Here is a 19,768-nt window from a genome sequence, read left to right on the forward strand (position 1 = left end):
AAGTAATTGAAAAGAGCGCGGGCAACGTGCTCTTTTTTATGGCTCAAAAGTGAATCATCATTCATTTAAAGGGGGATTACCATGGCAAACTTAGTCAAGTCACTACAAGAAGTAGTGGCCACTCACCCGCAGAAAGCAGCGTACGTGTTTGGGGAAGACACGGTGAGTTACGGACAGTTTTATGGGCAAATCAAGGCGATGGCATCGACACTTGAACAAAAAGGGATCGGACAAGGCGATCATGTCGCTCTCGTACTCGGTAACAGTCCTGCGTTCTTGATTGCATACTTTGCCGTCTTGTCACGTGGAGGGGTCGTCATTCCGATCAACCCTACATACACACCAGATGAAATGGCCTACATTCTTCTCGATGGGGACGTCAAAGGAATCGTTGGGTTGTCACCGCTCGTCGCACAGGCGGAGGCGGCACTCTCGAAATTGCCACAATTGAAACTCGTGATTTCTGTTCCATATGCTGATGTTCCGGCGCTGAAACGTGATGGCGAAATAGAATTCATCCCATTCGCAGAAGCGTTTGCTGAATCAGAGGGGACATTGATCGAAGTGGACGAAGATGAAGTCGCCGTCATCCTCTATACGAGTGGGACGACCGGGAAGCCAAAGGGCGCATTATTGACGCATCAAAACCTGTTCTCGAATGCGCATTCCATCGGGGAGTATTTGGACATCACACCAGAGGATAAAGCGTTAGCGGCATTGCCGATGTTCCACGTCTTCTGTTTGACGGTCATTGTGAATGCACCACTCCTTCGTGGGGCGACGATTGTCATCTTACCGAAATTTTCACCACAGGACGTGTTTGACTTAGTACCGAAACATCGCGTGACGTTCTTTGCAGGAGTGCCGACGATGTATAACTTCTTGCTTCAGACCGCGATGAAAGTGCCGGCGTATACGTCTGCGTTGAAACACGTTCGTGTATTTGTTTCGGGAGGGGCAAGTTTGCCCGTTCAATTGCTTGAGTCGTTTGAAAAAACATTTGAGTGTAAAATTCTAGAGGGGTACGGCTTGTCTGAGGCATCACCGGTTACTTGCTTTAACCCACTTCATGGGGAGCGCAAAGCTGGGTCGATCGGCCCTTCAATCGTTCATGTCGAAAACAAAGTCGTCGACGAGCTTGGGGAAGAAGTCGGCGTCGGTGAAGTCGGGGAATTGATCGTACGAGGACCGAACGTCATGAAAGGATATTACAAATTACCGGAAGAGACGATGATGACACTTCGGGACGGATGGCTCTATACGGGTGACTTGGCGCGCCGTGACGAGGATGGTTACTTTTATATTGTCGATCGGAAAAAAGACATGGTCATCGTTGGAGGCTATAACGTATACCCTCGTGAGGTAGAAGAGGTCCTCTACCAACATCCTGAAATCGTAGAAGCCGCAGTTATCGGTGTGCCGGACGCGGAACAAGGGGAAGCGGTAAAGGCATTCGTCGTCACGAAACATGAAGGGGTGACGAAGGAGGATATTCTTGCCTATACAAAAACGAAGTTAGCAAAATATAAACAACCGACCTACATCGAAATAATCGAAGAGCTTCCACGAAATACGACCGGTAAGATTTTACGAACGGTCTTGAAGAGCGAAGCATTCCAAAATAGTTGAGTAGAGAAGGGCGACCTCGTGTCGCTCTTTTATATTCTTTTTATTTGACACTGTTACGGGGTAGGGGTATATTGATGGTGAGGTGATCAACATGGATGAATTTTTACATGACCAACCACTCGTTCCGCGTGATGATGCCGAACGGGAGGCACTCGGGAAACGTCTAAAACGAATCGAAGGACAAGTTCGGGGGATTCAAAAGATGGTCGAGAACGACCGCTATTGTGTCGATATTTTGACACAGACGTCAGCTATTCAGGCCGCTCTGAAACAAGTCGAGATGCAACTGTTAGAACGTCATATGCGCAAGTGTTTGGTTCATGCAAGCGAGACGGAAAACATGGAACCTTACATTGATGAATTGATGACGATCGTCAGCCGCATCAAAAAATAAGGAGGGATGTCATGAAAACCGTTGAGTTATCCATACAAGGCATGACCTGTGCGGCTTGTTCGGCACGAATTGAAAAAGTGTTGAACAAGATGGACGGAGTGGAAGCGACGGTGAACCTTCCGCTCGAGACGGCAACGATTCGTGTCGATGAAGGCATTACAGAAGAAGAGCTGATCGCGAGGATCGAAAAAATCGGATATGGAGCCGAGCCGAAAGTAGAGATGGCACCGCCGCATGATCTGCGCCCATTGCAACGGAAAGTCATCATCTCTGCAATGTTGTCGGCACCATTACTCCTCGTCATGTTGACGCATATCCCGGGACTCGGATTTCATGCACCATGGCTGATGAACCCATGGTGGCAATTCGCCCTGGCGACACCCGTCCAGTTTTGGATCGGGGCGCAGTTTTATCAAGGGGCATATAAGAGCTTGAAGAGCGGTTCGGCGAACATGGATGTGCTCGTCGCGACGGGGACATCGGCAGCATACTTCTACTCCATTTTTGAAATGATTGTGCACCCGATGAACCCACATCTCTATTTTGAGACGAGTGCCGTCCTCATCACGCTCGTCTTACTCGGGAAGTGGTTAGAAGGACGAGCGAAAGAGAAGACGACCGATGCGTTGAAATCACTCTTGTCGCTTCAGGCGAAAGAAGCGATCCTGTTTGTTGATGGTGAAGAACGATCTGTCGCTGTTGAACTCGTCAAAGCAGGAGACGTTCTCGTCGTGCGTCCGGGAGAGAAAATTCCAGTCGATGGACGAATCATCGAGGGAGAGACGGTCATCGATGAATCGATGTTGACAGGAGAATCGATTCCTGCCGAGAAAACAATCGATGCTGAAGTCGTCGGAGGAACAATCAATCAGTCCCATCGTATTCTCATGCGTGCGGAACGAGTCGGGAAAGAGACGATGCTCGCTCAAATCGTACGTGTCGTCGAACAGGCACAAACGGATAAGGCGCCGATTCAACGACAGGCTGACCGCATCTCGGGCGTCTTCGTGCCGATTGTCGTAGCCATCAGTGCCCTTACGTTCGTGGTCTGGGCGTTCCTTTTAAATGATATCGATACGGCCATTCGAGCATCGATTGCCGTACTTGTCATCGCTTGTCCGTGTGCTCTCGGTTTGGCAACGCCGACATCGATTATGGTCGGAACGGGACGAGCGGCAGAACAAGGTGTGTTGTTCAAAGGTGGCGGGCAACTCGAATCACTCAATGAAGCAAACATCGTCGTTTTTGATAAGACAGGGACATTGACGAACGGGACACCGGAAGTGGTGGAAACGTTCGGAGATGAAACGATGCTCCGCCGTGCCGTCATGGCAGAACGCCAATCGACGCATCCTTTGGCAGCTGCCATCGGTCGGGAAGTCGGCGACGGTGTCGTGACAAAAGTGGAAGAGTTGGCCGGACGAGGAGTCAAAGCGGTCGTTGATGGGAAAGAACTCATCATCGGGTCTGTTCGAATGATGGAAGAGCTCGGATACAAATTGCCAGATTGGTCGATGCGGGCGATGACCCCGGTCTACGTTGCGGATGAGAGCGGGATTGTCGCGGCGTTCGGGCTACAAGATCAATTGAAACCGAAAAGTCGTGAAGTCGTGCAAGCCCTTAGTCAAACGCGTGACGTGTACGTCTTGACGGGTGATCGGAAAGAAGTCGCCTACGCGATTGCCGACGAACTTGGCATCCCTCATCATCAAGTGATTGCCGAAGTCCTTCCAGTTGAAAAGGCGGACCAAATTGAACGCTTGAAGCAATCAGGTCGCGTCGCCATGGTAGGGGACGGCATGAACGATGCCCCGGCTCTTGCGGTGGCGGACGTCGGGATCGCATTCGGAAGTGGTACGGATGTCGCGCTCGAGGCGGCAGATGTTACAATTGTAGGGCAAGACATTGAAGGCGTGAGTCGAGCGATGAATATGAGCCGGTTGACGATGAAGAACATTCGTCAAAACTTGTTCTGGGCCCTTGCCTATAATAGTCTTGGCATCCCGGTCGCTGCAGCGGGGTTACTTGCCCCTTGGATTGCTGGAGCGGCGATGGCGTTCAGTTCGGTGTCTGTCGTCTTGAACGCATTACGATTAAAAACACAAGGAGGATCATCATGAAAGAAACAACGTTAACAGTAGAAGGTATGACATGTAATCACTGCAAAGCTGCCGTTGAGGGGGCATTGAATGAATTGAACGGTGTCGAATCAGCGACGGTATCGCTTCAAGAGCATCGAGTCGACGTAATTCATCAAGATTCTGTCTCACTTGAAGCGATGGTGGAGGCAGTCGAAGAGCAAGGATACGATGTAAAAGCATAACGATGCATAAGTCCCGAGTGAAATCGGGACTTTTTTTGTGGTATTCAATGGATTAGATATATGCTATATTTAAGTTGATAATGAGAATCGGTATCAACGGGAGGCGAACATCATGGAATTAATCATGATCAGTGGAGTGTTGGCGTTGATTAGTGGGGGCGCGGCATTTTTGACGCAACAGTTACGAACAAATTCAGTGCGGTGAAGAAGGTGCGATTTCGTTGCCTTCTTTTTTCTTTGACTTCATTTCTTTCCCATCATTTCACGACAATTGTTTGATATGATGAGAAAAAACGTGTTGAGGTGACTTGAATGTATACAATCTACTTAGTCGACGATGAAGCAAACTTAAACAAAATGCTCGTCACGTATCTAGAACAAGAAGGGTATAACGTCCGCTCATTTGCGGACGGGACATCTGCACAAGAAGCGATTCCGGACCAGCCAGATTTATGGGTGCTCGATATCATGTTACCGGACTTAGACGGGTTCCAACTGTTAAAACAAATCAAAGCCGTGAATGCGAATACGCCGACGATTTTCATCTCGGCGCGCGATGAAGATATCGACAAAATCATCGGACTCGAGATGGGTTCGGATGACTATATCGCTAAACCGTTCCTTCCTAGGGAACTTGTCATCCGCGTCAAAAAGCTGATTGATCGGGTCTATGGTTCGAAATCGAACGAGCATATCGAATACGGCGAGTACACCATTTATCCGGATAAACGTCTGATCAAGCACGGAGACGAAGAAATTGATTTGACTTCGAAAGAATTCGATTTACTTCTTCTCTTCCTCGAACATCCTGGCTCCGCCTTGTCTCGTGAGCAGATTTTAGAAGGCGTTTGGGGGAACGATTACTTCGGATCGGATCGCGTCGTCGATGATTTGGTGCGTCGTGTCCGAAAGAAATTGCATCGCCTTGAGCTCGAAACGCTTTACGGTATCGGCTACCGTCTCGTCAGACCATGATGGACGCGCTTAAACCGAAGCGTCTCATGTGGAAGATTTGGGTACTGATCTTACTCATTATCGTGACCCTCGCGCTCATGATTTTAATCACAGTCCGCTCATCCATTACCCAATTCATCGATGAGCAAGTGTATGAGACGTTACGAGATGTGGACTATTATTTAGGGAATACGAATGAGCTAGAAAACTATCCCCAAAACCCGATTGAGTATGACCGACGCCAACAAGAGTCCCGTTCGGTCAACCAATTGATTTTTCTCCCGAACGGACGAATCATCTACGGATCGGCACCGCTTGAATTGACGAACCGGATGTATCAGGAGGCGTTAAATCAAAACGGACAAGTCGAACGGTACCAGACGACGATTGACGGGGAAGACGTCTATTACATCATTCGTCAAAATGAATACGATGGAACGATCGTGTATCAGGCCTCTTATGCCTGGGATGCTTATCGTCGTGAACTGGTGTCGACATTATATTGGCGAATATCGATTCTAATTGGGATCATCAGCCTGTTGTCACTGATTCCAGCCTTGCTGATGTCACGTCAATTGACAAAACCAATCGTAGAGATGGAACGAGCCGTTGAGAAAATTTCGAATCGCCAGTGGGAGACGGCCTTGCCGTTAGATCGTCAAGATGAGCTCGGTCAGTTGGCTCATTCGATTGATGCCATGCGTAAGGAATTAAAAGAGCAGGATTTGGCGCAACAAGCGTTGCTTCAAAACATATCGCACGATTTAAAGACACCGATCATGGTCATTCGTGGATACGCCCAATCGATCGGCGATGGTATTTATCCGACGGGGGACTTAAAAGGTTCTTCTGAAGTCATTGATGAAGAGGCATCTCGACTCGAAAAGAAAGTCGTCGACTTGTTATACGTCACAAAACTAGAATATTTCAAGGGACAGGAAACAAAACTCGAACCAATCAATCTCGATAAGTTGATGGAACTGCTCGTCGCACGCTTTAAACTAAGAGGTGAGCTCGATTGGGAAATCAACGGTGAAGGTGGAGAGATGCTTGGTGACGGAGAACAAATCCGGGTTGCGTTTGAAAACGTCCTAGATAACGCGCTACGTTATGCAGAGACGTGCATCCGGATTGACCTAAAAAGAGATGAGTCCGGCGTGGAAATCATCATCTTTAACGACGGACCACCGGTGGATGAGAGTTTAGATTTATTCCATCAGTTCTCAAGAGGGAAACAAGGGAAGTTCGGACTCGGTCTGTTCATCGTCCAGCGAATTGTGACGCTTCACACAGGAGAAGTGTCTTTACGGAATACAGGAGACGGAACAGCTGTGCGATTTTACTTTCCGCGACTCAAACCGAACCAATCTTTAAAATCTAATGCTTAATCTTCAAAACCAGCCAGGAAACGGCTGGTTTTTTCGTGGGAAATAGATGAAAGCTCGTTTGCGACCAAGTTGAAATCCTGGTATGAATGTCATGTAAGCCATTATATACGTTATGGGGGATGAAAAGATGAGTAGATTGACCAATGAAACGCGAGCTTTAATTCCTGTATTTAATGAGTTTGGCGAAGCCGAGACACTTGTGTATCAGCCAGAGGGAGTCATGCGCATGAAAGGGTCACCGATCGATCTATTAGAGCATGCATGCCTGTACTATGGTTCGAGCATACAAGGTCGAATCGAAGCGGCACGACATGTCCTCGGACCACATCGAAAGACACCGGTCGTGATGGATTGGCATGCGGATGCTGTCTTCTTTCCGACAATTGCAAAGGAAAGTCCAGACTGCGCATGGATTAATTTTCAGCATGTGACGGCCATCAAGAAAGATGGAAAAGAGACACTCATTCAATTTTTGACAGGTGAATCGGTCAAGGTTCATGTATCCGACCATACAGTATCGAGACAAAAGCAACGGTCAATCGAATTATCATATGCTTTTCAAAAACGTTTCCATGACAGCACATTGCAACACGCTTAAGGATTGAATTCAATCATAAACCCCTCTATGATGAAGAAGAGATATCATATGTGTATTTGCACATCTTCCGAAAGCGAGGGGTTTTTATGTTTTTTGAAAAAATGATTGAGCGAGGGAAACTGGTCATCGTGTTTCTTCTCGTCGCAGTCGTCGTGGGTGTGCTGACATTCTTCCAGCTCCCTAAACGTGAGATTCCGGAAACCGGGATCAATATCGTGCTCGTTCAAACACCTTATCCTGGTGCGACAGCAGAGACGGTGGAACGAAACGTTACCGGTGTATTAGAAGAAGAACTACGTAGTCTAGAAGGGGTAGAGAACGTGACGTCGATTTCGGCTTCAGAGTTCTCAAACATCACGGTGGAGTACGCCGATGGAACCGATCAGGCAGAGTTCCAGGCGAACGTGCGTCAAGCCTTGTCTGACGCGACACCTAAACTTCCAGAAAATGCGCTCGCGCCAACGGTCAACGATTCACTTGGCCAATTACCGGTCGCATCGTACTTATTGACAGCGGATGATCGTGATTCATTCGAGGATGTTCGAGCAGAGATCGAACAACTAGAATCGAAGCTTCTGCGAACAGACGGCGTGACAGGGGTCAACATCAAAGGATTGCCAGAACAGGAGTATGTCGTGTCACTCGACTCTGAAGAGTTGAGCTCACGTCAGCTTGCCTTCCCTGATGTATTGACAGCCATTAACGAAGAATACAAGACAACACCACTCGGTCGTCAATCGACTGAAGAGGGAATTTATCAACTAGCGATCGATAACTTGACGAATGTAGACGATATGGAACAAGTCATTGTCGGTTCATTCAACGGGGAACCTGTTTTGCTTGCAGATGTTGGTACGGTCGAAGAGACAGCGAAAAGTGAAACCGATCTCGTTTCAGTAGACGGAAAGCCGGCTGTTTCGATTACAGTTCCGATTGAATCGGGTCTGGATATTCCAACGATGCAAGATCGTGTCAACGAGGTAGTCGAAGATGGCCTTGGAGACTTAGAAGGTTTTGAACTTGTTCCGTATTATGAACAGGCAAAAGCGGTCGATGCAATCTTCTCGTCATTGACTCGTGAATTCATTGTCGCCATCATTGCGGTTATCGCCGTGACAACGATTGGACTCACGTTCTCTGGTTCACTCATCGTCAGTCTGGCAATTCCGTTGTCGTTCTTGATTGCTTTGATTCCATTACAGTTTACCGGAGTTGACTTGAACCAAATCTCGATTATCGGGGCAATCATCGCCTTAGGGATCTTGGTTGATGATGCAATTGTCGTCAACGATAACATCTTGCGACGGTATCGTAACGGAGACTCGGCCATGCTTGGAGCGGTACGAGGAACGAAAGAAGTGTGGGGCTCGATTGTCACGTCGACACTCGCGGTCGTCTTCGCCTTCCTTCCACTCACTTTATTGTCAGGCGCAAACGGAAACTTCATTCGTGCCTTACCGACGGTTCTTGCGCTCTCCGTATTGGCCTCAATGGTCATCAGTTTGACGCTCGTACCGATTGCACAGTATCGTTTGAATCGTAAAGAAGTGAAAGTCTCAAAACGTGAACCGGGTTGGCTCGGTGGACCGCTCAACCGACTCAGTAATTTCTATGCTGACCGTCTCTTACCGAGCGTCGCGAAGCGTCCATGGACGTTCGGGATTGTCGGGTTTGTTATCACGACTGCATTGTACGGTTTGATTTTACTCACGCCGTTTGAGTTCTTCCCGGCGGCGAACCGCCCAGAAGTCGTGACGAGCGTGACCTTCCCCGTTCAAACCGATTTGGAAGAGACGGAGGCACGTCTTGAAGAAATTGAAGCGAGATTCAAAGAAGAAGAGGGTGTCGTGGAAACATCCGTCTTCGCCGGAGGAGGTCTTCCTAGCTTATTCACAGGTGGACTCGATCAATCTGGTGAAAACACAGGACAAGTGGTCGTTCGTGTTGACAACGAATCAATCGATGCCATCGAATTGATTGATAAGTATACGAACGTGTTGCGTGAAGACTATCCGGACGCCGAAATCTTCTTAGATACGCAACAACAAGGACCGCCGGCATCGGCACCTGTTGAGTTCACGATGCGCAGCGAAACGATTGATCAACTCGTGGCTGCACGTGACCAAGTGAAGGCCGACCTTGAAGAAATTGACGGGGCCATCGTCCTCGATAATATTAAAGAACCGTTCCAAACACTCACATACGAATTAAATCGTGAAGAAATGGCACGGGCCGGCGTGACAGCTAAAACGATCAGTGACCAAATTCGTCTCGTCACAGACGGAGTTCCGATTGGGACATTTGATGACGGTGTGGAACAACGTGACGTGAAAATCGTCATTGATGCAGAGGCGAACCGTGAGGCACTCGCCCTTGACGAGATTTTGGTTCCTGTCGAAACAGAAGCAGGACCTCCGGTTGCACCGCTCAGCACGTTTGTGGCGGAAACAAAAACGGAGCAAATTCAGCAGATTCCTCGTGAGAACGGGGAACGTTCGGTCACACTCCAAATCTATGCGAGCGAAGGCATGGATGAAGAGACGTTTAAACAAGATGTCGAGAAGGTGTTGGATGATGCGAAGTCTGGACTAGAAGATGAAGGCATCACGTTCGATCAGTCCGGGGCGAGCGACACGCAGAACGAGTTCTTCTTAGAACTTGCGACATTGTTCGTCGTCGTCTTGTTCTTGATTTACTTGATCATCGCATTCCAGTTCAACTCACTCTCGTTGCCATTACTTGTCTTGTTCACCATCTATCTCGCAATCGCTGGAGCGGTCGTTGGATTGTTCGTGACACAGACACCGTTCAGTTTCATGGCATCGATGGGGATGGTTTCACTCGCGGGAATCGTCGTTCGAAACGCGGTCGTCTTGTTCGAATTCATTGAACAGCGAATTCGCGACGGACTAGCGGTCACGACCGCCGTATACGAAGCAGGGCGAGCACGGATTCGTCCGATTCTCTTGACGGCACTCACGGCAGTCGTTGCCCTCTTGCCTGTTGCATTGGGTGATGACCCGCTCTTTAAACCGCTTGCGATTGGAATCGTATCAGGGATCTTGTTCTCGACGGTTCTGACGCTAATCCTTGTGCCGGCATACTACTTGATTTTGGCGAAACGTCGTCATAAGGACAAACCATTTACAGAATAATGAAGAGTGAAGATGTGACGCCTAGATGGTGTCACATCTTTTTTTGAACCATTTGTCACATGTTTTGTGGGATGTTGTATGGGTATAATTAGAAGAGAGGTTTTGAACAGTATGGGAGGGAATTGAAGATGAACGATTCATATACTTGGCTCAATCGCCGGAAAGTACGCCCTGCATATAGTGTGACCGGGAGCCGCTCGTGGTCGAGTGAGCGTGTCGTTCGACCAGATCGTGCTCGAGGGAAAATGGTACGTGATGTGAAGCGTGTACGTCGACCATATGTGGACGAATACGGCAATCGACGTTGGACGACGGGGCGTGTCGTCGTCACAGACGCATCACGCAAGGCACGTGCTCATGGACATGGTGATTCAGCCGTACAACTTGAGTTCTCAACGCCAACGCCATATGAGCGTGTGAAAGAGATGATTCCAACGAAACGAGTGCTCGTTCCAGTCGTTGCTGGACTTGCGGTGGTCGGTGGGATTGCCGGCGTTGCCTATGCACTTCGTAAAAAGAAACGAAATAAGAAGAACTAATAAAAAAATCGCCGAAAATTCGGCGATTTCAGCTTGTTGACAAATAACATGTTCGAACTCGTCCTTCCGGCGCCCACGCTTTCCGCAGGCAATCCCGGAGCCGCATCGCGACTCAAGTCGCTGCTGGGTCTCCGTCGGATTGCTTTCCTGCAGGAGTCGGGGCGCCGTCGGGCGAGCAACGCAAACGGTCGTCACCTGGCGGCCGTTTGTCTTTTTTCTAAGGCCACGACGGCCGAAGAAAATGCTCGATACTTACTTCGAATCGATGCATCAGGAGAAAGGGAAGGTAAACGCCGAGCCCGCCCGTCATCAATCCCGAGATCATCCGCCTCGAGCCGCCGTTCAACATCCGTTCCGTTCGTCAGACCGTGATTGATGGATCGTGTCGACTTGTTGATCATCAGCTCCGCCCCTGTGTGTTCTTCTCACACCATTATATGGGATGAAGGACAAAAGGTGACCAAGAACGGGCAGGCGAGACTCCTGAGGGAATAGCAAGCAAAGGGAGACCCAGCAGTGACGCAGTCGCGATGCGGCTCCCTGCTTGCCCCTAGGAAAGCGAGCCGTGTCCGGATTGTGCGTAAGACCTATACTTTGTCTACAGTCTGTAATAAAAAATCGCCGAAAATTCGGCGATTTTTTTATTTGAAGCGTTCAGCGAGAATGCGCTCGAGTTCACGTTGCCCGAGTTCACGCATTTCTGCCTCATTTTCTTCATCGTATGCATCGTCCGAGAAGCGGCCGACAAATTCGACTTTGCCATTACCGAGTTCACGGAATACTAAGTTTTTGCGATCGTTGTAAAAGACGACACGGTATTCACGACCGTTTTCATGGTCGTAGTTGAAGACGCCTTTGATGTGGTCCATATTCTTTTCTTCTGGCTGGTCCTCATCATCGTCCTCATCTTCTTCTGCTTCAGCTGCTTCGTTTGCTTCATCAAGCGCATCGGCGAGGACTACCGTTTCTTCTTTTTCTTCCGTTTCCTCTTCTTCAGATGAAACGACTTCTTTTTTTTCTTCTTCTGTCATGTGAAACGACCTCCTTTACTTACTTTCCTATCATACCCACTTTTTATAGTTGTGACTACTCAAAATGATGCGAGCAAACGCGGACAACGTTCGAAGATGACATAATCAATCGTTGGAACAGCTGACGTTTGATGGACTCTGGAGCATCCACCGTCTTGAGCGCTTGCTCCATACACCCGAGCCAATGACCTGCGTGTGTTTCAGAAATCGGATGTTCATGATGAATCATCGCTAAGTTTCCGCCACCGCGACGTTCTGAATATAGTTTTGGACCACCGAGCAACTGTGTTAAAAATTCAAATTGATGCTGTTTCACTCGATCTTTGTCTTCCGGAAATAACGGAAGTAAAATCGGATCGGTATAGACGAGGTCATAAAATGCGTCAACGAGTTGTTGCACGCCACGTTCGCCTCCGAATTGTTCATATGCACTCACATGTATTCCCCCTCTTATGTTCAGTCTAATCGATTTTGAATGAAATTGGGAATGATGTAGGGTGTAACTTTTTTGGTTAAGGTATAGAGGAGGTTTCCCTCTACAAATGATTAGAGATGGTTCATAATGAAGAAAAAGGGAAGGAGTGTTCGCTAAAATGACCGTAACCTTTCATGTAGGTCGCTCGGGAACGGGCAAAAGTGAGCGAATGATCCAAGAGGTGATTCGAGAACTGAAGCAAAATCCGAGTGGACCGACAATATATATTCTCGTTCCGGACCAGATGTCCTTTGAAATGGAGAAGAAAATGGCGTCGGTAGATGGTCTTCGCGGCTCGACACGCATCCAGGTTCTCTCGATGCGTCGACTCGCATTTTTGATGATGCGAGATGCGGGCGTTGCGACAGACCGATTCTTAGATCAGACCGGTACTCACCTGTTATTGAGAAGAGTAGTCGAAATGAGTGAGGAGCGATTGACCCTCTTCCGTCGAACGATGAATCAGTTCGGGTTTTATGAAGAATTGAACCAATTAATTTCGATGTTGAAGCGAGGGCTTGTTGAACCGGAGCACTTGTTGCGGTTAAGTGAACAAGCGCAGCATCGGGCCTTGAAGTTGCAAGATCTATCCATCATCTATGAAGGATTTTTAAAAATGACAGAAGGCAAGTCGCTTCATGCCGAAGACTATTTCAACGTCATGTTGCAAATTTTGCCGGAAACCGACTTGACGGGTGTTCGGGTTTACGTGGACGGCTTTAATGAATTTTCAGAACAGGAATTGGCTGTTCTCGTCGCGCTCGCAGAAAAAGTCGATGTCGATCTGTTACTGACACTCGATCCGGTGTCGATGTATCGTCTCGACCCATTATTTGGACCGACACAACGCACGCTCATGCGCTTGAAAGAATTGTTAACGGAACGACAGATCCCCTCGGAGAATCACGCGTATGAAACTGTATATCGTCATACCCATCCGAGTCTTCAATATTTAGAGGCGACGTTTGATCAGCTGACGGCGGAACCGTATAGCGGGGCGGAGAACCGTGTCGATTTACATGCTGCTGTCGACCGAACTGTCGAAGTAGAGGCGGCCGTTCGAGAAATCATCCGACTCACTCGTGAAGAAGGATATCGTTACCGGGACATCGCGCTCATTTCACGATCGCTCGAAGAATATGGAGATTTGGCTTCTCAAGCGCTACAAAAGATGGGACTTCCATACTTTCTCGATGAACGGCAACCGATGCTTGACCATCCTCTCGTTGAATTATTGAAGGCCAGTATCGATATCGCCTTACGAGGTTATCGGGAAGAATCTGTCTTTCGAGCGCTAAAGACGGAGCTGGTCGTCCTCGACCCAACACATCGACGTACGTCCGTCGACCGTCTCGAAGCGTTCGTAATCGAACGAGGAATCAAACACTACCATTGGCACGATGAATGGCAATTGCGTCGTCGAACGGGTGAAGAAGCAAGACTCACAAGTGAGGAGCTGGATACCGAGGCCGAATTGAACCGTTATCGGGAACGTGTCATTCACACATTTGACCCGTTACTGTCGGATTTGAAGCAAGCGAAGACGATGCAAGCGTACACACATGCCATGTATGCTTTTTTAGAGCGTATCGGTGTATCCGATTGTCTGACACATTGGCGCGACGAGGCGATAGAAGAAGCAGAGCTACTCGAAGCTCGCGAACATACCCAGGTCTGGGATGCGGTCTTACATTTGCTTGAACAGTTAGAGGCAGCGGCTCCAGAAGAAACATTGTCAACGGATCTTTTCTTACAGATGATGGACACGGGTTTAGACAGCCTCCGCTACGCCTTGATTCCTCCATCACTCGACCAATTGACGGTGACGGACTATGTGCGTGGGCGATTGATCGATAAGAAAGTCGTCTTCTTGCTCGGGGCGAATGAAGATCAAATTCCGCTTGTCACGACACAATCGAAACTCTTGACCGATCACGATTTAGATTTCATGCATGAGAATGGTCTTCGTGCCGGAAAGGCGACAGAACATCTGTTTGATGATGAAACGTATTACTTATACAAAGCTGTGACAGCACCGAGTGATCGTCTCTATATCAGTTATGCTCTTGTAGACAGAACGGGGAAGGCAGTTCAACCAGCGCGCTTCATCGCGGATTTAAAAGCTCGACTTCACCAACATGTGATCAAGACGCATTTAGCAGAAGCGGGGGAACACCGACCACGAGAGCAATATGCATTCTTGACGAGCGTGAACCAGACGGCTGCGGTAACGGCACTTGAACTTCAACGTTTAAGTCGTCATTATCCGATTCAAGATATGTGGTTTGCTGTCTATAACGAATTGCTGAAACTTCCAGAGGGACGGGAACGTTTGCAGTTGTTGACGAGTGCATTGTTCTATCAAAACATTCCAAAGTCACTAGACGACCAGGTCGCAAAATCCCTATATACTCCATCGATTCGGGCAAGTGTCTCACGACTTGAGACGTTCCAAGCCTGTCCGTTCAAACATTTCGCAAGTTATGGATTGCGTCTGAAAGAACGTCGGTTGTATCGCCTTGAAGCACCGGATATCGGAAATCTCTATCATCGAACAATCGAACATATGTCCCAGACCGTGAAGATGGACGGCAAAGAATGGCGAGATGTGGCACCTGATGAATGTGCGAACTTAGCGGAACAGGCAGTTGAACTCGTAACACCCGAGATTCAGCACGCGATTTTGATGAGTTCGAATCGATACGCCTACCTCAAGAAAAAATTGACGGACGTCGTGAGTAAGACGGCAGAAGTGTTGATTGAACAATCAAAACGAGATGGCTTTGACCCGAAAGCGTTTGAACTGGCATTCGGAAGCGGTCAATTCCCTCCAGTGTCGTTCACACTATCGAATGGAGCAACGTGTGAATTGATTGGTCGGATCGACCGGGTCGACACCGCGATGGTCCACGACCAACTGTACGTCCGAATCGTCGACTACAAATCGAGCAAGCGAGAAGTTGATTTTGCGGAAATTTATTACGGTCTGGCGATGCAGATGCTCATTTATTTGAAAGTATTGATTGAACAGGCAGAGGTATGGACGAAAGAAAATGTGGCACCGGCAGCGGCGCTTTATTTCCACGTTCACCGTCCACTCGTTCCACCGTCTAACTCTGAAGAAGAGACACGACAGAAAGTATTGGAGTCGTATCAAATGCAGGGGTTGTTAGTAGATGACCCAGACATTTTAGAGATGATGGACCGCACTGCGAAAGGCTCATCAAAAAAATCAATCGTCATTCCTGTTAAATACAAAAAAGATGGCTCACCTGACGCCAACACGTTGAAAAAGATTGTGACGCCTCCACAACTCGAACAGTTGATGGACCATGCGTTTGACGTCGTCAAAGCGAGTGCTGAAGACATGTATAAAGGTAAAATCGACGTAGAGCCCTATGAATATAAAGAACGGCGCCCGTGTCAGACATGTCCGTACCAAAGTGTTTGTCATTTCGATGAGGCGCTCTCGAACGAGCCTCGTAAATTGAAGAAGCTCGAGAAAGAGGAAGTATTTGAAGAGTTAGGAGGCGATGACCGTGAAATGGACGAATGATCAGTTCGCCGCAATCGAAGCGCGAGGGAGCCACGTACTCGTCTCGGCTGCGGCCGGGTCGGGGAAGACGGCAGTTCTCGTCGAGCGGTTGTCTAGTCGATTGCTTGATGAAACGGATGAACTCACGGCAGACCGAATGCTCGTCGTCACCTTTACGAATGCGGCAGCGGCAGAAATGAAACGGCGGATTGCGAAGGCGCTTGAGGGAGCACTTCGCGACGACCCGACGAATGAGTATATCCGAAAACAGCGACAAATGTTGAATCGGGCGCTCATCACAACCATTCATTCATTTTGTCTAGAGGTGATTCGTGAAAATTATTATTTGTTGGACTTAGACCCAGCGTTCAAGATTGCGGAAGAACGAGATCTCGTATTGTTGCAGGATGATGTGTTAGAAGAGGTTCTTGAGGATGAGTACGGAAAGCAGGATACCGATTTTTTCGCTCTTGTCGATGCGTATACGTCAGACCGTGGTGACAGTGAAATCGAGGATTTGATCCTCGGCTTATATCACTATGCGCGCACCCTGCCGGACCCTGATGCCTATTTAGACAAACTTGTTTCCATGTACACGTTTGGAGAAGATCCTGATGAGGAGGCAATCTTGATCGAGTTTGGCCAAATGTTGTGGGATGACATTGAAAAAGCAGTACGGGATCTTCGGAAACTTGAAGCGGAGCTTCGGGTCGCCGGGTATGAACCCCAGTCGGAAAACATCCGGCAAGCGATTTTCCCATTTGAACAACTTGAAGGGGAGACGATTGTCTGGAGTGAGCTCGAGACGGCGGCTCGTGCGATGAAGTTTGGAACGATGAAAGCTGTTCCGAAAAAAGAGGAGCACCAGATTTACCACGAGGTCCTCAAACCAGCCTACGACCAAGCGAAGAAAAAATTGACGGCAGCGGTGGAACAGGCTCGGGTCAGCGGGGCAGACTTATTGGAGAGCGTCTCGATGCAACGGCCACTCGTTGAAACACTCGTTCGAACCGTCCGTTCGTTCGGTCAAGCATATGAGCAGGCAAAGCGTGATCGTGCCTTTGTCGATTTCAGTGACTTGGAACATTATGCGCTCGCCATTTTACGACAAGATGGGGGACCTTCCGATGTCGCGGCGCTCTATAAGGAACGTTTCGCTGAAGTACTCGTTGATGAATACCAAGATACGAATGAGATTCAAGAAACCATCATCAATCTGGTTGCGAATGAACGAGAGGAAGTCGGAAACTTATTCATGGTGGGCGACATCAAGCAATCGATTTATCGATTCCGCCACGCAGAACCGGGTCTTTTCATTGATAAAGCGACGCGCTTTAGACAGGAGAACACGGGGAAACGAATCGACCTATCCCAAAACTTTCGGAGTCGAGCAGAAGTTCTTTACGGGATCAATGATTTGTTCGTTCAGCTTATGGACGAAGAGGTCGGTGAAATTGCGTATGATGAGGCGGCCCAACTTGTTCCGGGACGTGGGTATGAACCGATTCCAGCGGACCCTGAGTTTATTTTGATCGATGGAGCGAGTCGTGAGTTATCGAAGCAAGAAGTCGAAGGACGAGCGATTGCAACGCGAATCTTGGAACTCGTATCAGGGGACGAACCGTTTAAAGTGACGGATGAATCAACCGGTCAGCTCCGGAACTGTGAATATCGTGATATCGTGATTCTCGTACGTTCGAAAAAAGAACGTGTGGAGCAACTGATGGATATTTTGACACAATACAATATCCCGGCCTATACGGATTCAGATGGCGGCTATTTTCAAGCAACCGAGATTCGGATGATCCTTGCTCTCTTAAAAGTGATTGATAACCCGCTTCAAGACATCCCACTCGCCGGTGCGCTTCGCTCCCCGATGTTTCGTTTCGATGATAGCGAGTTGGCGCGGATTCGACTTGAATCAGAGGATTCTTTCTATGAGGCGCTCAAGGCGAAAGCGGATGACGATGATGAGCTTGGAGTAAAATGTGGCGATATGCTTGACCGCCTCTCCCGCTGGCGCACGTATGCACGAAATCATAGCTTGTCCGAATTGATTCAACAATTGTTCAATGACACCGGGTTTTATGACTTCTCAGGCGGGTTGCCTGGAGGAAAAGGGCGTCAGGAAAATTTGAAGGCGCTCTATGATCGGGCACTCGCTTACGAACGTAGCGGCTATCGTGGCCTCTATCGCTTCTTACGCGTGATGGATCGTCTACAAGATACCGGTGAAGATTTGTCAGAGGCACGGTCGCTCGGGGACGAGGAGAATGTCGTTCGCATCATGACTGTGCATAAGTCGAAAGGTCTTGAGTTTCCAGTGACCATCGTCGCCCAACTCGGGAAACAGTTTAACAAACGCGATCAAATGCAACGTGTCATTTTCCACAAACAATACGGAATCTCGCTCGATGCGATTGATGTCGTGACCCGCACGAAATCGGAAACGTTCGTGAAAGAAATGATTCGACGGGATTTAGACGCGACGATGAAAGCGGAAGAGATGCGCGTCCTTTATGTCGCCTTGACGCGAGCAAAAGAAAAACTGATTCTCGTGGGAACAGTTGGTGAACCACTCAAACACCTTCAGCAATGGCTTCAGGTCGAGCAAGCGGGAGACGTGTTGGCGAGTGAAGCCAGACGAGAGGCAAAAACGTATCTCGACTGGGTTGCGCCGGCGCTCTTACGTCTGCCAGGTGCCACCTCGTTTATTGAATCATTCGGCTTCACGGTCCCCTCTACTTTCCAAGAGTCGACCTCGTGGAATTATCGAGTCATCGGAGAGGCGGACCTTGCGGAGATTGCGACCCTTCAAGAGATGATGGCACAGTTACATCACGTGCAGCGATTTGAAGCAATTGATTTTCCGATTAAAAACGAAGAAGAGACGGTTCGTGCCGTACATCGGGCTTTGACCTACACGTATCCTGCCCAAGATGCGGTACGTACGTCGGCTAAACAAACGGTGACCGAATTGAAACGGGCGATGCAACTCGAACAGGCCGCCTTCGAAGATCCGGTTCGTCCGGTCGATACCCCATATCGGGAACCGAAATGGCGTCAAGTCAAACAGACCGGAGCAGAGCGCGGGACGACGTTACATTTGATCTTCCAATTGGCCGACCCGAATCAACCGATTCTCGAGCAAATTGAGAAATGGGAGATGCAAGGAATGCTCAGCCCGGTCGAGGCCGAGACGGCACGTTTGGCTATGCCTGACATTGAAGCGTTTTTCCAAACGGAGGTCGGGCAGGCACTTGCCGATGCCCTTGAACGTGGGACAGCTTGGCGCGAGTTACCGTTCACTTATACGGTTCCAGCTGAACGAGTCAATCCGGATGGACACTTCACGGATGAGCACGTCTTGATTCAAGGGATTATTGATTGTCTCTATTTCGATGGGGAATCCTACGTACTATTGGATTACAAATCAGATGCTGTCACCCATCTATCCGCCTCTAAGGAAGACGCACATGAGCGTTTGCGAGATCGGTATGCGATTCAGTTGCAGTTGTATCGAGAGGCAATCGAAACCATTTGGAACATTCGTGTTGAACGAACGCTGATTTACTCGTTAGATTTACAGGAAATTGTGACCGTGGCAACGTCATAAACCGATTTGAAAAGAGTGATGTCATGTTGATGGCATCGCTCTTTTCTTATGTGCACATTCACATTCAATTTCGTTGACAATCTAAACAGAGAGGAGTAATTTATTTTATATAAGTAATTGTTCCATATAGA

The 19,768-nt window shown here is 48.6% G+C and carries 14 protein-coding genes; 11 read left to right on the forward strand and 3 right to left on the reverse strand.

The genetic code is table 11. The annotated features are described in order from the left end of the window. Positions 1-81 precede the first annotated feature (81 nt). From KNO90_RS07045 to KNO90_RS07085, 9 genes are all read left to right on the forward strand, one after another. Entirely contained in the window at positions 82-1,629 is a 1,548-nt protein-coding gene (locus tag KNO90_RS07045; protein WP_215113309.1) for a long-chain-fatty-acid--CoA ligase, read from the forward strand. A 91-nt stretch (positions 1,630-1,720) separates the two neighbouring features. After that, positions 1,721-2,023, forward strand: a complete 303-nt coding sequence (locus KNO90_RS07050; protein ID WP_214739359.1) for a metal-sensitive transcriptional regulator — start codon at positions 1,721-1,723, stop codon at positions 2,021-2,023. A gap of 11 nt (positions 2,024-2,034) precedes the next feature. Then, entirely contained in the window at positions 2,035-4,143 is a 2,109-nt protein-coding gene (locus KNO90_RS07055) for a heavy metal translocating P-type ATPase (RefSeq protein WP_215113310.1), read from the forward strand. Beyond that, complete coding sequence (gene copZ / locus KNO90_RS07060; RefSeq protein WP_015880952.1) at positions 4,140-4,346, forward strand: copper chaperone CopZ; 207 nt, start codon at positions 4,140-4,142, stop codon at positions 4,344-4,346. The genes KNO90_RS07055 and copZ overlap by 4 nt, the downstream gene beginning before the upstream one ends. 312 nt (positions 4,347-4,658) lie before the next feature. Next, on the forward strand, positions 4,659-5,321 hold the full coding sequence (locus tag KNO90_RS07065) for a response regulator transcription factor (RefSeq protein WP_015880954.1): 663 nt from the start codon (positions 4,659-4,661) through the stop codon (positions 5,319-5,321). A 26-nt stretch (positions 5,322-5,347) separates the two neighbouring features. Then, positions 5,348-6,688, forward strand: coding sequence for a sensor histidine kinase (locus KNO90_RS07070; protein WP_251125889.1), 1,341 nt, complete (start codon positions 5,348-5,350; stop codon positions 6,686-6,688). A gap of 127 nt (positions 6,689-6,815) precedes the next feature. Then, positions 6,816-7,286 (forward strand): competence protein ComK, encoded by a 471-nt coding sequence (locus KNO90_RS07075; protein ID WP_214739367.1) that lies wholly within the window; start codon positions 6,816-6,818, stop codon positions 7,284-7,286. Between the two features lie 86 nt (positions 7,287-7,372). Further along, positions 7,373-10,441: an efflux RND transporter permease subunit gene (locus KNO90_RS07080; RefSeq protein WP_215113311.1), complete on the forward strand. Its 3,069-nt coding sequence runs from the start codon at positions 7,373-7,375 to the stop codon at positions 10,439-10,441. A 128-nt stretch (positions 10,442-10,569) separates the two neighbouring features. Beyond that, on the forward strand, positions 10,570-10,980 hold the full coding sequence (locus tag KNO90_RS07085) for a hypothetical protein (RefSeq protein WP_214739371.1): 411 nt from the start codon (positions 10,570-10,572) through the stop codon (positions 10,978-10,980). Between the two features lie 191 nt (positions 10,981-11,171). Here KNO90_RS07085 and KNO90_RS07090 read toward each other — a convergent pair whose 3' ends face one another. The 3 genes from KNO90_RS07090 to KNO90_RS07100 all read right to left on the reverse strand — a co-directional run bounded on the left by KNO90_RS07090 (position 11,172) and on the right by KNO90_RS07100 (position 12,447). Next, positions 11,172-11,381, reverse strand: coding sequence for a hypothetical protein (locus KNO90_RS07090; protein ID WP_251127395.1), 210 nt, complete (start codon positions 11,379-11,381; stop codon positions 11,172-11,174). 240 nt (positions 11,382-11,621) lie between these two features. Then, the gene (locus KNO90_RS07095; RefSeq protein WP_214739373.1) at positions 11,622-12,011 is read right to left on the reverse strand and encodes a hypothetical protein; all 390 of its coding nucleotides are present in this window, start codon (positions 12,009-12,011) and stop codon (positions 11,622-11,624) included. Between the two features lie 55 nt (positions 12,012-12,066). After that, positions 12,067-12,447 carry a truncated hemoglobin gene (locus KNO90_RS07100; RefSeq protein ID WP_214739375.1) on the reverse strand — a complete coding sequence of 127 codons (381 nt, stop codon included), beginning with the start codon at positions 12,445-12,447 and terminating at the stop codon, positions 12,067-12,069. Between the two features lie 157 nt (positions 12,448-12,604). Between KNO90_RS07100 and addB the strand changes: the two genes are divergently transcribed. Both addB and addA read left to right on the forward strand, forming a co-directional pair. Beyond that, positions 12,605-16,042, forward strand: coding sequence for a helicase-exonuclease AddAB subunit AddB (gene addB / locus KNO90_RS07105; RefSeq protein WP_215113312.1), 3,438 nt, complete (start codon positions 12,605-12,607; stop codon positions 16,040-16,042). Then, the gene (addA, locus tag KNO90_RS07110) at positions 16,020-19,637 is read left to right on the forward strand and encodes a helicase-exonuclease AddAB subunit AddA (RefSeq protein ID WP_215113313.1); all 3,618 of its coding nucleotides are present in this window, start codon (positions 16,020-16,022) and stop codon (positions 19,635-19,637) included. The genes addB and addA overlap by 23 nt, the downstream gene beginning before the upstream one ends. Positions 19,638-19,768: the final 131 nt, after the last annotated feature.

Source organism: Exiguobacterium sp. s63, from assembly GCF_018617335.1.
GTDB lineage: Bacteria > Bacillota > Bacilli > Exiguobacteriales > Exiguobacteriaceae > Exiguobacterium.